The 13,551-nt window shown below is 57.0% G+C and carries 13 protein-coding genes; 11 read left to right on the top strand and 2 right to left on the bottom strand.

Going from position 1 to position 13,551, the window contains the following annotated elements; translation table 11 throughout:
- Position 1 precedes the first annotated feature (1 nt).
- From pstC to ABDK75_RS02400, 6 genes are read left to right on the top strand one after another with little or no spacing between them, the layout of a single operon-like run.
- Positions 2-970, top strand: a complete 969-nt coding sequence (pstC, locus tag ABDK75_RS02375; RefSeq protein WP_046900721.1) for a phosphate ABC transporter permease subunit PstC — start codon at positions 2-4, stop codon at positions 968-970.
- On the top strand, positions 967-1,839 hold the full coding sequence (pstA, locus tag ABDK75_RS02380) for a phosphate ABC transporter permease PstA (RefSeq protein WP_086633433.1): 873 nt from the start codon (positions 967-969) through the stop codon (positions 1,837-1,839). Before pstC ends, pstA begins: the two co-directional genes overlap by 4 nt.
- Positions 1,840-1,856: 17 nt before the next feature.
- Positions 1,857-2,627, top strand: a complete 771-nt coding sequence (pstB, locus tag ABDK75_RS02385; RefSeq protein ID WP_283092261.1) for a phosphate ABC transporter ATP-binding protein PstB — start codon at positions 1,857-1,859, stop codon at positions 2,625-2,627.
- Between the two features lie 6 nt (positions 2,628-2,633).
- Complete coding sequence (gene phoU, locus ABDK75_RS02390; protein WP_086633432.1) at positions 2,634-3,353, top strand: phosphate signaling complex protein PhoU; 720 nt, start codon at positions 2,634-2,636, stop codon at positions 3,351-3,353.
- Positions 3,350-4,072 carry a response regulator gene (locus ABDK75_RS02395; RefSeq protein ID WP_346004871.1) on the top strand — a complete coding sequence of 241 codons (723 nt, stop codon included), beginning with the start codon at positions 3,350-3,352 and terminating at the stop codon, positions 4,070-4,072. Before phoU ends, ABDK75_RS02395 begins: the two co-directional genes overlap by 4 nt.
- Positions 4,073-4,075: 3 nt before the next feature.
- A complete protein-coding gene (locus ABDK75_RS02400; protein ID WP_215766709.1) occupies positions 4,076-5,335 on the top strand; it encodes an ATP-binding protein in 1,260 nt (419 codons plus the stop codon).
- Positions 5,336-5,397: 62 nt separating this feature from the next.
- On the opposite strand, the gene ABDK75_RS02405 is transcribed toward ABDK75_RS02400, so the two are convergent.
- The gene (locus ABDK75_RS02405) at positions 5,398-6,813 is read right to left on the bottom strand and encodes an amino acid permease (protein WP_086633430.1); all 1,416 of its coding nucleotides are present in this window, start codon (positions 6,811-6,813) and stop codon (positions 5,398-5,400) included.
- 169 nt (positions 6,814-6,982) lie between these two features.
- Entirely contained in the window at positions 6,983-8,224 is a 1,242-nt protein-coding gene (locus ABDK75_RS02410) for a lytic transglycosylase domain-containing protein (protein ID WP_346004872.1), read from the bottom strand.
- Positions 8,225-8,287: 63 nt separating this feature from the next.
- Between ABDK75_RS02410 and fliL the strand changes: the two genes are divergently transcribed.
- Genes fliL through ABDK75_RS02435 form a run of 5 tightly spaced genes read left to right on the top strand, consistent with a single transcriptional unit; the run spans position 8,288 to position 13,549 of the window.
- Positions 8,288-8,761 carry a flagellar basal body-associated protein FliL gene (gene fliL / locus ABDK75_RS02415; RefSeq protein WP_046900729.1) on the top strand — a complete coding sequence of 158 codons (474 nt, stop codon included), beginning with the start codon at positions 8,288-8,290 and terminating at the stop codon, positions 8,759-8,761.
- Positions 8,761-9,867, top strand: a complete 1,107-nt coding sequence (fliM, locus tag ABDK75_RS02420; protein WP_346004873.1) for a flagellar motor switch protein FliM — start codon at positions 8,761-8,763, stop codon at positions 9,865-9,867. Before fliL ends, fliM begins: the two co-directional genes overlap by 1 nt.
- 18 nt (positions 9,868-9,885) lie before the next feature.
- The gene (locus tag ABDK75_RS02425) at positions 9,886-10,389 is read left to right on the top strand and encodes a DUF6468 domain-containing protein (RefSeq protein WP_211498607.1); all 504 of its coding nucleotides are present in this window, start codon (positions 9,886-9,888) and stop codon (positions 10,387-10,389) included.
- A gap of 5 nt (positions 10,390-10,394) precedes the next feature.
- Positions 10,395-11,114, top strand: coding sequence for a MotE family protein (locus tag ABDK75_RS02430; protein WP_211498606.1), 720 nt, complete (start codon positions 10,395-10,397; stop codon positions 11,112-11,114).
- Positions 11,114-13,549, top strand: coding sequence for a hypothetical protein (locus ABDK75_RS02435; protein WP_346004874.1), 2,436 nt, complete (start codon positions 11,114-11,116; stop codon positions 13,547-13,549). The genes ABDK75_RS02430 and ABDK75_RS02435 overlap by 1 nt, the downstream gene beginning before the upstream one ends.
- Positions 13,550-13,551: the final 2 nt, after the last annotated feature.

Below are 13,551 nucleotides of genomic sequence, written 5' to 3' on the forward strand. Positions count from 1 at the left end.
CATGACACTTGCCCCAGCCAGGCAACCCGAAAAGGTTTCCGTTTCCGAACATACGGAAAAGCGGAGTAACGCAGATACCGCATTTCAGGCGGTGGTCGGTGGATGCTCTCTGCTGGTCCTGATTGTCCTCGGTGGCCTTGTTGTGTTGATGGGTGTTGGTGGGCAGGACGCTTTCAAGACATTCGGTCTTGGGTTCGCGTTTCGGGATGTCTGGAATCCAGTTTCCAACGAATATGGTGCTTGGGCTCCTCTGTTTGGTACAATCATCAGCACTTTGATTGGTGTGCTGATTGCAACGCCACTGGCATTCGGAACGGCCTTCTGGCTGACGGCCATCGCTCCTCCAAAAATTTCGGCGATTGTCGGAACGGCTGTTCAGCTTCTAGCTGCAGTGCCGTCCATCATCTTTGGTATGTGGGGCTTCTTTACGATCGTGCCTTTCATGGCGCGGCATGTGCAGCCCTTTATGATGCACCATTTCCGGCATGTTCCCGGCATCAACATGCTGATCCATGGTGCGCCTTTCGGAACCGGCCTGATGACCGCGGGTCTTGTTCTGGCCATGATGATCGCGCCTTTCATGACGGCGGTCATGCGGGATGTTTTCAGCGCCATGCCCGGTATGCTTCGTGAAAGCGCCTACGGGTTGGGAGCAACGCGCTGGGACGTGATGTGGAAGGTCGTCGTGCCCTGGTCCCGGTCGGGCATGATCGGCGCTATTGTTCTGGGTATGGGGCGCGCTCTAGGTGAAACCATGGCCGTGACATTCGTGATCGGAAACGTGACAGCCGTCGGCTGGTCTTTGTTCGCCCCTCGAAGCACCGTGGCCTCTCTCATTGCACTGCAGTTTCCGGAAAGCCCGGCCGGGTCGCTTCGTTTGTCTTCTCTGCTGGCACTGGGTTTCATTCTCATGTTGCTGTCGTTCGCCAGTCTGTCTCTGGCCCGGATGCTGAGAGGGGATAGCAAATGAGCAATATGACCACGCTTTCTCCCGGTTGGGCTCCCAATCCTTGTGGCGCGCGTCGCCGCCGGAAAGATCGTGTCGCGACTATTCTGGGCATGATTGCGGCGGGCATTCTTGTGCTGGTTCTGACGTCCATTCTCTGGACGCTTCTGGCACGCGGTATCGTTGGCCTGTCCGCGGGTGCTCTTTTCAAGCCCATGGGCCCACCAGGTTCTGGAGGTGGGTTGGCAAACGCTATTCTTGGTAGCGTGATTCAGACGGCGATGGCGCTTGCTATGGCCACCCCCCTAGGGCTGGGTTGCGGCATCTATCTGTCCGAGTATGGCTCCAAGCAGAACCGTTTTGCCTCGTGCGTGCGTTTTGTTTCTGATGTGCTGATGTCTGTCCCGTCCATTCTTGTGGGGCTGTTCGTCTATCAGGTTTTGGTGGCGCCGTTTGGTCACTTCTCTGCTTTTGCGGGCTCCGTGGCCCTCGCCATTCTTGCTGTGCCCATCATTGTGCGCACAACGGAAGATATGCTGCGTCTCGTACCGGTCTCGATGCGCGAAGCCGGAGCGGCGCTGGGTGCAACGCGCTGGCGCGTTACCCTTTTTCTCTGTCTGCGTTCGGCTAAAACCGGCGTTTTGACAGGTATTCTTCTGGCTCTGGCCCGTGTGAGTGGCGAGACGGCTCCCCTGCTGTTTACATCACTCGGTAATCAGAACTGGTCCTTCAGCCTGAACCACCCAATGGCCAGCCTACCGGTGACAATCTACCAGTATGCAGGTGCATCTTACGACGACTGGGTACAGCTTGCTTGGGCTGGTGCTCTTCTGGTGACACTGGGTGTTCTGGCCATCAATATTGCCGTTCGTTTTTCGGCCCGGCGCGGATGACTTTACAGGATTTCAAAATGAACGAGACCAAGCCGCAAGTGGCCCTCGCCGTTCGCAATCTGAACTTCTACTACGGGCAGAACCATGCCCTGCACGATATCAGCATCGACTTTCCCGCCCGGAAAGTGACGGCGATGATCGGCCCCAGCGGCTGTGGCAAGTCCACGCTTCTGCGGATCTTCAACCGTATGTACGATCTCTATCCGGGACAGCGTGCAACGGGAGAGGTGATTTTCGACGGCCGCAACATTCTTGAAACCGGGCTGGACCTGAACATCCTGCGCGCGCGGATCGGAATGGTGTTCCAGAAGCCGACACCGTTCCCGATGTCGATCTATGACAACATCGCATTCGGTGTGCGCCTCCATGAGCGCCTGAACAAGGCTGACATGGATGTGCGTGTGCAAGACGTGCTGACACGTGTTGCCCTGTGGAACGAAGTGCGGGATCGCCTGAATGCGCCGGCTGCGGGTCTCTCGGGCGGCCAGCAGCAGAGACTTTGTATCGCACGTTCCATTGCGACCCGCCCTGAAGTTCTGCTGTTGGACGAGCCGACGTCCGCGTTGGATCCTATCTCTACCGCACGTATTGAAGAACTGCTGGACGAGCTCAAGGAAGAGTTCACGATTGCGATCGTGACGCACAACATGCAGCAGGCAGCACGGTGTGCTGATCAGGTTGCGTTTTTCTACATGGGACGGCTGATTGAAGTGGACGCGGCAGACCGCATCTTTACCAATCCAAAGCAGCAGCAGACCCAGGACTACATCACCGGAAGATTTGGATAATCCGCCATGGCTGACAGATCTCATATCGTCAAAAGCTACGAGCAGGAGCTGGGTCAGCTCCGGTCCATGATGTCCCAGATGGGTGGCATCGTAGAAAATCAGGTCGCGTTGGCGCTTTCGGCCATCGCAGACCGGAATGAGGAAGCTGCCGATGCCGCAGCCCGTCAGGATCCGGACGTAGATGAGCTGGAGCGGGAAGTTGAAAGTCTCGCCATTCGCCTCCTGGCCCTGCGAAGCCCGATGGCCAGCGATCTGCGTGAGATCGTTGCGGCGCTGAAAATCACCGGCGATCTGGAGCGTATCGGCGATTATGCCTCGTCCATCGCGCGTCGGTCCCTCCGCATTCGCGGCGCTGACGGGCAGATTTCGCTCTCAGGTCTGCGGAGCATGGGGCGTCTGGTGCAGGACAATCTGCGCCGGTCTATTGATGCGATCACGCAGCAGGATTCCAACCGCGCCATGGAAGTCTGGCACGCAGACCGCGCGGTCGATGAGTACTATACCGCGTTGTTCCGTGAACTCGTGACGTACATGATGGAAGATCCCCGAAATATCCGTGCCTGCACGGAGCTTCTGTTCATTGCAAAAAACCTCGAACGGATTGGTGATCACGCCACCAATATCGCCGAGCGCGTATTCTACGCAGTGACGGGAGACAACCTACCAGCCGTTCGTCCGCGCGGTGCTCCAGCAACTGCCGATACTTCAGAACAGCCCGACCGGTGAGCGGAAGCACCCAAATCAGGGCAAAAGGCCTTATCCTTGTTGTCGAGGATGATCCTGCGTTGCTCCTGATGATGCGATATAACCTCGAGCAACGGGGTTATCGTGTCGAATCTGCGGCCGACGCTGAGACCGCACTTCAGTTCCTCGAAACGGCGCGTCCAGACGCTGCTGTTCTGGACTGGATGCTCCCGGGAATGTCGGGGCTTGACCTGTGCAGGCGTATTCGCAGCAACCCGATCCTGCGCGATCTTCCAGTTCTGCTGCTGACAGCGCGGTCAGGCGAACAGGATGCGATCCGCGGGCTAGATACAGGCGCGGATGACTACCTGATCAAACCCTGTAGCGTTGACACTCTGGATGCCCGCCTGCGTGCTCTGCTGCGGCGACACCAGTCTTCTTACGACGTGCTGTCTTTCGCAGATATTACGCTAGATCCTGAAACCCACCGGATTGAACGGGCAGGCCGTCTGCTGTCACTTGGGCCAACGGAATATCGTCTTCTGGATCTGCTGATCCGGAATCCCCGCAAGGTTTTCTCACGGGAAGATCTTCTGCGGCGGATCTGGGGACAGAATATCCATGTGGAAATTCGCACGATCGACGTGCATATCCGCCGGCTTCGCAAGGCAATCAATGGCCCGAACGAGCCGGATCTGGTGCGCACTGTCAGGGCTGCGGGTTATGCTCTGGATGACGGTCCTGTCATGGATGGACTTTGACGGGTGAGGGCTGAAAGCCTGGCAGCCGTCTCTCATGAAGGTCTGCCTTTCTGGGCAGGGCTTGTTCTTGTGGGAGCCGCGGTTGCCGGGTGGGGATGTGCCTTTCTGGCCTTCCGGCGACCGGCATTACCCCTGCCGGTACTGACGGAACATTCAGCCCTGCCATCTGCAGTACCAACGTCAGAGACTGCGCTCCCTATCGAGATTTTCCCTGGCAGTGTTCTTCTGCTGGACCGTCTGGGGGCAGTTCTTCAGGCGAACGAAGAAGCACTCACACAGTTTGGCGATAGTGTTGGTGCTATTCTCCGTCACCCCGCCGCGCGTTCAGCTCTCTCGGCCGCATTGCGCGTTGCTTCTGACAGCGCAGATGACCTGCCTTCAATGTGTTCGACAACGTTTACGCTGGACGTTCCTGTCCCGCGTACGCTTCACCTGTCACTCAGACGAATTCCTGCCCAGCATGACCGGCATACACGCGTGCTTGTCATGCTATCGGATCGGAGTGAAGCACAGGTCCTGGACAGGATGCGGATCGATTTCGTAGCCCATGCCAGTCATGAGCTCCGCACGCCTCTGGCCTCTCTGAGTGGCTTCATTGATGCCCTGCGCACCGGTGGAAGCAGCATGAATGAAGGGACGCGGCAACAGTTTCTCGATATCATGGCCCAGCAGTCTGCTCGGCTGAAACGCCTGATTGATCGGCTGCTTTACCTGTCGCGCGTGCAGGCTCACGAACATCAGCGTCCCCGTGATCTGGTGGAAGTCGCGGATCTGATGGCCATTGTCCTTGGCGAAGTGGCGCCCCGGTTTGATGAGCCGGGATGCTCCCTGAATCTTGCCATTGAGGATGACCTGACGATCCGGGCTGATGAGGATGAGATGGTTCAGGTGCTTCTGAACCTGATCGAAAACGCCTTGCGGTATGGCCGTGAAGAAGGGCGGCCGTTTGCTGTGACGCTGTTCGCCCGACGGGCCCCTGAACGGGATGACCGCTGGCCTGAAGAGGGTGGCGTCCTGCTTGGAGTGGAAGATAATGGTCGCGGTATGGAAGCGCATCATCTCCCGCGGCTGACAGAACGATTTTATCGGGTGGTGGACAAGGTTGAGCCTGCCAAGCAGGGAACGGGCCTCGGCTTGTCTATCGTTCGGCATATTCTTGACCGCCACGGAGGAAGACTCAGGGTTGCGAGTGCCCCGGGTCGCGGTACGACGTGTCTTGTGTGGCTTCCGCCTGTTGGCGCATTGCCCGCCGAGAATTCCTGATTTCAACCTGAGCCCATAAAAAAAGCGCCCCGATAAGGAGCGCTTTTTTTTGTAGTCGTAACTCAGTGGGCTTTTCGGGTACGCGCCAGAAGAAGCCATCCACCTACGAGGATAAGGCCGATGAGCGGAATGGCGCCAATGGTGATTGTTCCATCCGGATAATCGAAAGCCATCATCAGAAGAACGAATGCCAGAAACCCCAGTGTTGCCCAGTTGGTATAGGGGGCACCAGGCATGGCAAATGTTGTTGGAGCGATTTCGCCGCGATTAATGGCTGATCGCAGGCGAAGCTGGCACAGCAGAATGAAACCCCACGTGCTGATGATTCCGATGGCCGAGAAGTTCAGAACCACTTCAAACACACGGGACGGGATCAGATAGTTCAGGCCAACGCCCACCAGATAAACAGAAAGCGTTGTCAGAATGCCCATGTAAGGCACGGAGCTCTTGTTCATCTTGGAGAGCATCTGAGGGCCAGATCCCCCAAGGGACAGAGCACGCAGGACGCGGCCCGTTGAGTACAGGCCTGAGTTGAGGCTGGACAGAGCCGCAGTCAGGACAACGATATTCATGATCGTGCCAACGCCCGGAATTCCAAGTGCCTGAAAGAACGTTACGAACGGGCTGACGCCAGCATGGTAAGCTGTCCATGGCAGCAGGCAGACGAGCAGGACAACCGAGCCAACATAGAAGAGACCGATACGCCAGATGACGCTATTCACAGCGCGAGGCAGAATTTCACGTGCATCGTGGCATTCGCCAGCGGCAGTGCCAATCAGTTCAATGGCCGAGTAGGCAAATACGACACCTTGCAGCAGCAGAAAGACTGGCATGATTCCATGCGGGAACAGGCCACCGTTCTCTGTGATCAGATGAAGGCCTGTGGTGTGCCCGGCCACCGGCATCCGGCTGCCAAGAATGAGGGTTCCGGCGATGAGAAATGCAGCAAGCGCCACGACCTTGATGAGCGAAAACCAGAACTCCATCTCACCGAAATAGCGGACGCCGATCATGTTCATCGTGCCAACGATGCTGAGAGCACCAAGAGCGAAAACCCACTGGGGGACGTCCACGAAAACGGCCCAGTAGTGCATGTAAAGGGCGACGGCGGTGATATCGACGATGCCCGTCATGGCCCAGTTGAGGAATGAGAGCCAGCCCGCAGCATAGGCGGCTTTTTCGCCAAGAAATTCGCGGGCATAGGTCACGAAGCTACCGCTGGTCGGGCGGTACATGACCAGTTCTCCGAGGGCACGGAGAATCAAGAAAGAGAAAACGCCACAAACGGCATAGATCAGCGCAAGGGAAGGACCGGCAACCTGAAGGCGGGAGCCAGCACCAAGGAACAGTCCGGTTCCGATGGCGCCACCGATGGCGATCATCTGAACGTGTCGACGACCAAGATCCTTGTGATACCCTTCCTCGCTGATGACATCTTCCGATGGTGGAGTGTGATCGTGAGCAGGGCTGGTCGTCATCTGCGCATCCTGAGGGCCGGGATCGGCGTGGTGAATCAATGTCTGGACGTGGGTCACCTACACTTCGTGCGTGGCAGGTATGTCCAATCTGCATGGGAACATACGGCAAAGTCTGCCCATTGCCAACGAGCATTGAGTTTCCTTACGGAAATTAAGACTTTTGAGACATTTAATGTCTGGGGGGGACCGCCATGCAGGCCATACCCTGGGCTGTCAGGCTACTACAGGCACTGGCCGCGCCAGCCCGACTGATGCCAGCAAGACGGGCTCGATAGAAGCGTGTCCCGTGCGACAAAGTAGGCTGGACCTGAATTTGCGAGGCCTGAAGCGGAGAGAACGCAGACTGGCGAGCCATATTCGCTGCAAACCGGGCTTGCCCGGGATTCGCGAATGCTCCGACCTGGATACCCCAGTCTCCGTAAGATCCAGGGGCGCGATAGCTGACGGCCGTGGGTGTCAGGCTTGCAGAGGAATGGGATATTCGAGGTGGTGTGGGAATAACCGGCGCGGGCGGCAAAAGCGTGCTGGCCACTGTCGATTGTTCGACCGTAGCGGCCGGGGCTTCAAGTTGACGGTTGGGGGCCGATACCGGGGTGCAGGCCATGCTCGGGTCATAGGCCGCGTCTGGGTCACACGGGCCGAGCGGGGGAAGGTCCGGCGGCATCGTATCTGATGGTACGGAAGTAATGTGCCGTCTGGACCAGGCTTTCTGGACGCTCTGTTGTGTTGAACCGTACTGCCCTGAAGGCTGCGCCATGGCCAGTTGGGTGCTGGTATCAGGCGCTTCTGCGACTTCCATGGGAGATGCGTTCAATTGCTGTGACGACGCGTAGGCTGCCAGTGGACCCGTCATGGCGATCTGTGTGCCCAGATGCGGCGTGATACTTGCGATGTAATTGACAGTCTCGTTGGGGAGTGCGCGCCCTTGGTAGAGGTAATCCTCAAGGCGTTGTGGTCCAGCATTGTAAGCCACCAGAAATGCGGGAGCTCCGTATTTGCGAGACAGTATTTTAATATATCCGGTTCCCGCCATGATGTTGTCATGCGGTTCATACGGATCAGAACCCAGCCCGAACCGGCCCTGCATTTCAGCATAGGTCTGTGGCATGAGCTGCATCAGGCCCATGGCTCCGGCGCTGGACGTGATGGGTTGGCCATTCAGATACTGGTGCCCCCCCGATTCCTGGTGAATGACCGCTCTGATCCAGGCTTCGGGAATCGAGAAGCGACTGGCAGCCTGCTGAATGTATGGCCCCCAGGGATCACTGGCTGTGCCGGGGGCTTTGTAAGCGCCGTTTGCTGCATAATATCGATTGTAGGGCGAGGGTTGGGAGGCGCATCCGGCGAGAAGGATTCCCGTCAGGCAAAGGCTTCCAGCATACAGGACAAGGGGCCTTTTCCGACGCGTCATAAACCCAATGTTAATCTTTTGCTCAGATGATGCGGTCTGTCCGAAAGAGAAGGCAGACAGGCAGTGACGACGGAGACTCCGGAACTTGAGATCCCGGCGAAAGCTGGCGGAAAACGCAGGATTATCCTGATCGCAGCAGTGCTCTGTGCCATGCTGGCTGGAGGCGGCGTATTCGCCTGGCGGCATTTCCAACATCCTGCGTCCCGTCCCGTAAAAGCGGCGTCCCAGCCGATATCCCTGACACTCATTACCATCCCGACGCTGGTGTCCAACCTCGATACCGGAGATGGCAGGGCGCGTTATGTCCGGATCAGTGCGCGCCTTCAGGTTGAAGACAGCAAAGATACGGCAAAAATCGGGCCGCTCATGCCTCAGATACAGGATGCCTTCCAGACCTGCCTGCATGGGATGCGCCCGGACGAGCTAACCGGAGCGGGAATTTATCGTCTGCGGGAAACCATGCTGGCGCAGATTTCCAATATTCTTGCTCCCTTGTCCGTGCGTGATCTCTTCTTCGTGGAAGTGCTGGTGCAGTGATGCCAGACGCACAGAAGGCTACGTCGGAAGGTGATGCAAACGATGCGCCGATGCCACGTTTTGCCCTTTCAATGGATGATCTTGGTTTTTCAGAGGATGACGGTGCGGACCGGATTCTGAACCAGGACGAGATTGATAGTCTCTTCGGTAGCGACGCCCACGTGAGCGGTGGCGGCGAAGGGAGTGGTCTGGAAAAGCTGCTGAGCACGTCGTTCGTCTCTTACGAGCGGCTCCCTATGCTCGAAGTGGTTTTTGACCGCCTCGTCCGGATTCTCACGACCAGCCTACGGAACTTCACCAGCGATAACGTTGAAGTCTCAATGGATCGCCTGGCTTCCCAGAGGTTTGGAGATTATCTGGAGAATGTTTCCGGGCAGTCCATGTTCGCCGTCTTCAAAGCGGAGGAATGGGACAATTACGGGATTCTCGTTCTTAGCTCGTCCCTTGTTTACAGTGTCATTGATGCATTGCTGGGAGGGCGTGATCGTGTTCGTCCTCATGGCGATGGGGAGAGGCGGGCAGAAGGCCGACACCATACGGCGATCGAGCGCGCACTGGTTGAGCCTCTGATCCGTGTGATCCTCTCGGACCTTTCCATGAGTTTCAGCCCTTTGTGTGCTGTGAATTTTCGTTTTGAACGGCTGGAACTGAATTCCCGCTTTGCGACTATCTCCCGGGCGGCAAATGGCGTGGTGTTGGCGCGATTTGGCATCGATATGGATGGGCGCGGTGGGGATGTGGATCTCATTCTGCCCCATGCAACGCTGGAGCCTGTTCGGGAAATCCTGCTGCAACAGTTCATGGGTGAAAAATTTGGCCATGACGGCATCTGGGAAAGTCATCTTGCCCAGGAGCTCTGGAATACGGACGTCACGCTCGACGCCGTCCTGGAAGAGCAGAGCATGAATCTGCAGGACATCATGTCCCTTTCGCCGGGCGAGATGCTGGTGCTGCGCCGTGATCCTACGGCTCTCGTTCAACTGCGCTGCGGCGGAAAAACGATTTTCCGGGGTCGGGTTGGCAAAAAGCAGGGTCATGTCGCGGTTCGTATTGAAGAAAATCTTATTGGCGGAGGGGTCGGTGATCGCCCTTCCGCATACAGCTGAAAAGGCGGAGCACTCTCCATGGACAGGTTCCAGATCGTACTTGAAGTTGCTCTGTCAGCCCTGCTGCTGATTACGATTTTCTACAGCCTCTATCTTGGCCGAGCGCTATCGGTCATCCGTCGAAACCGGGGAGAGCTGGATGCCCTGATTGCGAGTTTGCAAAGCAGTAGCCAGCAGGCTCAGTCTGGTATCGACCATCTGCGTCAGACAACTGAAATGGTTGGACGGTCGCTGGGTAAAACGGTGGAGAGCGGAAAGAGTCTCAAGCGTGAACTGACGATGCTTTGTGAACGATCAGAGGCTGTCGCTCAGGTCTTGGAAAAAACAGCTTCAATCGGTCGTCCCGCCAACCCGGAGCCTCTCAGGGAGGCAGACGTGCCGGATATGGAGGGCCCTCGTTTTTCTGCCCGTCTCAGGACAGATGAAGGACGATGGGGATCACCCAGCGCATTGAAAACGCCATCCGGTAAGACTGCAGCCGAGCGCGAGCTGCTGCGTGCCCTTCGTCAGAAGCAGGTGTAACGCTCATGCTCTTTCGCTTGCTGCACATTGCCTGTGGTTTGATGATCATCCTGCTGGGCGTGAAGGTTTACGATCTGGTTGGGTATGTCGATGCCTCAACGGATTCATCGTTGATGTCGTCTGCCATGGCGCAGCCGGCCGCGACGCAAGTGGCGCCTAAAGCTACTGCTGACGAGGCTGCGAGCAAACGAGCTGATGTAGAAGACGGGAAGCCTGCTCAACAGAAGGCCCCCTCCTCGGACCTTTGCAAGTCAGGGGGCTGCCAAGGCGCATTGTCTCCGACAGGCACGGTAGACGCTATAACTCCTGACCCGACACTGAAAGCAGAGCTGGCTGCACGGCAGCAGGAACTGGATCGCAAGGCTGCGGCGTTAGAAGATCGGCAGCGACTAGTGGATGCGGCAGAAGAAGAGCTGCAACGTCGGATGACCGCACTCCAGACATCCCGTTCGCAGTTTGAAGAGACAGCACGACATTCGGACGAGCTTCTGAACCAGGATGCGGAAAGACTGGTCAGGATTTATGAGGCGATGAAGCCTGTCGATGCGGCCGCTATTTTCAATATTCTTGATCTGCGGGTTGGCGTGGGTCTTTTGAACCGTATGAGCCCGCGGAAGGCTTCAGCGATCATGGAAGCCATGTCTCCACAACGAGCCATTCTGGCGACGCAGCTTCTTGCCAATGCTCATGCGCATCCAGGCATGCATATTGGGGATAACGGGTGATGTTGGCGCGGGGCTGCCTCTTCGCTCTGGCAATGCTGATGTTCCCACAAAGCGCAGTAGCTTTGCCGCCAGCCGCAAGTGCGCTTCTTCCCTCAGGGTGGTCATTCCTGAACGATCCATCGCCACTTTTAACCAGCCAGGAAAAGGCTAGGGCATCGGTCGGGCGTACGGATTTCAGTGCGCGGCCTGTCATGCAGGCGAATGAGGGTGTCGTCTCCTCTGCCACTGGATTATGGTTACCTCTGGGGGAAATGACGCCCGTTGCCGCATTTCAAAATGGTCGACGTCTCCTGATCGTTGCTGCCGGTCGCCATGTCATCGACACCGCCGGGCTAACGAATGTTGCTCCATTCGAAGGTGTATCTGCTCGCATTATGGCGGATGTGACAGCTGTCAGCATCCTGTGTCCTGAAGGATCCAGTCCATTAATCAGACCCGTCGGGCATGGATGGACGGTGTCTTTCGGAAGGCAATCAACCCCATCCCCAGATGTTATGTTGTTAGGGCAAGATGATGGTGCCCTGACCTTCACGCCGCCTCGGGAGGACGGAGCTCTATTTGTTGTCACGTTTCGGGATCCGGATTCGGGCCGGCGGCTGCTGCTCGGTCTCTCACGGTCCGGTTCTGTCTCAGGTGATTTGATCCGGCGGGGAGCAGGTTTTGAGGTTCGTCCAAGTCTGATGGGGTTGGTCATTGCCGCAGATGCCGATGCAATCGAGCTCAGGCAAAACGGAAAGCAGTTCTTTCTTGATAGAGTTGGCCCCAGCGGTACTCCGCTGCTTGCTGGAGGAAAAGTTGCTGCTTATGGGGCTTCGGGTGCCGGGGTAGCGTTGGCTGGCAGCCCACCGGAAGGTTTGCGGGAGAGTGTGCGTCGCGCTCAAATTGCGGCGGCCATGGCATCAGCGGGTCAGCGCTTCGATGCGCGGATCCGGCTGGCACAGGCAGCGGCAAGGCTAGCTAATGGTGCGTTGGTTTCACAGGTTCTGCAGGTAGCACTGGAAGATCAGCCTGAAGGGAGCACCCGCAAAGATGTACGAAGGCTGAGACAAATTTCGGCTGTGCTGAATGGTCGTGCTGATCCGTCTCTGTTGTCAGAGGAAGAAGGGGCAACGCCGGAGGATCAGTTTTGGCGAGGAATGGTACGCGCGCAGCTCCCCATTACGGGAGAGGGACTTGATATCGATGTACAGCGCACCCGCACGGCCAGGTTGATTGCGGCGGGACTACCTTCTGTATCGGGATATTCTCAGCCTTTGCGGCATCGTCTGCTGCCGGTGGCTGCAGAGTGGGTTGCGCGGTATGGCACAGCAAAAGATCGGGGCGTTCTCTTATCTCTTCCCTCGGTACCGGAAACCGTTCTTGCGCGTGCTTTAACGGCAGCTGAGACACATGCGTTGGATGCAAGAGGGCAGCTTGAGACGCTCACTCATGATCCTTCTCCTATGGTGTGGCCGGTTGCCAGCGAAGCTGCTCTTCGCTTCGATCTTGAAAAAGATGCATCACCCGCGAAAACAATTGGTGAACATGTGGATGGTCTTATGCCTGCCTTTAGAATGGTTGGAAGGGAGCGTGAGGCACGACTGCTGAGTATTGATGCGTTCATCAAAGGGAAAGAATGGCGCGCCGCTCAACAGGGCGTGCAAGACGGGCAGGCTGTTTATGGGAAAGCTGGTTTTCCCGGTCATGACAGATTGCTCGTTATTGCCCGTGGGTTCGCAGAACAGAAAGACATTGAAGCAAAGAGTGCTCTTGCTGAGGTCGAACTGTTGAAAGCAGCAATGACAATGGAGCCGAATGACCCGACATTACAGGCTTATTTTCTGAAGGCTCTGGAGCGTCGATATGCGGTGCTAGGCCTCCCGGACGCTCAACGGACGGTATTGCGTGGTCTTCTTCAGAACCAGCAAGGACCTGAACATCAGGATACTATGGTGAAGCTGGTTCGTCTGGATCTTGATGCGAACGACCTGAGCGCTGCACTCCATGATTTACCGGCAGAAAACCCCGCCGATGTATCTGTGCTGCCGGGAGGTCAGCCAGAAGCATTAGAGGTATCATTGCTTCGTGCTGAAGTTGCGCGTGAGCAACACGATTTGCCTAAGGCTGCGCACTACCTCACAGGCCGGACAGAGACACAGGCATTGAAAATGCGTGCGCGGTTGATGGAGCAGGCGAAGGATTGGGTTGGTGCAGTTTCTGCTCTAAAACCTGTCATCGATGCAGCTTGGACAGGGCGTAAAGAGGCTTCAGCTCTGTCGCCGGATCTGGAAGCGCTGGTTCTGGAGCTGGCTGGCGATGCTTCAAGGGCCCATGATGATACCACGCTCGCTATTCTAAAAGGGCAGTATGGTTCTCTCATGGAGCGTTCGGCGTCCGCAGGGGTCTTTAAGCTTCTGGTTGGTGAAAATTCGGCCAAGCCGCCTGCCGGTGGATAAGG

The organism is Gluconobacter sp. OJA, from assembly GCF_039638325.1.
Lineage (GTDB): Bacteria > Pseudomonadota > Alphaproteobacteria > Acetobacterales > Acetobacteraceae > Gluconobacter > Gluconobacter cerinus.

Coding starts and splice junctions, on each gene's coding strand:
- pstC (WP_046900721.1), top strand. CDS start 2: ATGACACTTGCCCCAGCCAGGCAACCCGAAAAGGTTTCCGTTTCCGAA.
- pstA (WP_086633433.1), top strand. CDS start 967: ATGAGCAATATGACCACGCTTTCTCCCGGTTGGGCTCCCAATCCTTGT.
- pstB (WP_283092261.1), top strand. CDS start 1,857: ATGAACGAGACCAAGCCGCAAGTGGCCCTCGCCGTTCGCAATCTGAAC.
- phoU (WP_086633432.1), top strand. CDS start 2,634: ATGGCTGACAGATCTCATATCGTCAAAAGCTACGAGCAGGAGCTGGGT.
- ABDK75_RS02405 (WP_086633430.1), bottom strand. CDS start 6,813: ATGACGACCAGCCCTGCTCACGATCACACTCCACCATCGGAAGATGTC.
- ABDK75_RS02410 (WP_346004872.1), bottom strand. CDS start 8,224: ATGACGCGTCGGAAAAGGCCCCTTGTCCTGTATGCTGGAAGCCTTTGC.
- fliM (WP_346004873.1), top strand. CDS start 8,761: ATGCCAGACGCACAGAAGGCTACGTCGGAAGGTGATGCAAACGATGCG.
- ABDK75_RS02425 (WP_211498607.1), top strand. CDS start 9,886: ATGGACAGGTTCCAGATCGTACTTGAAGTTGCTCTGTCAGCCCTGCTG.
- ABDK75_RS02430 (WP_211498606.1), top strand. CDS start 10,395: ATGCTCTTTCGCTTGCTGCACATTGCCTGTGGTTTGATGATCATCCTG.
- ABDK75_RS02435 (WP_346004874.1), top strand. CDS start 11,114: ATGTTGGCGCGGGGCTGCCTCTTCGCTCTGGCAATGCTGATGTTCCCA.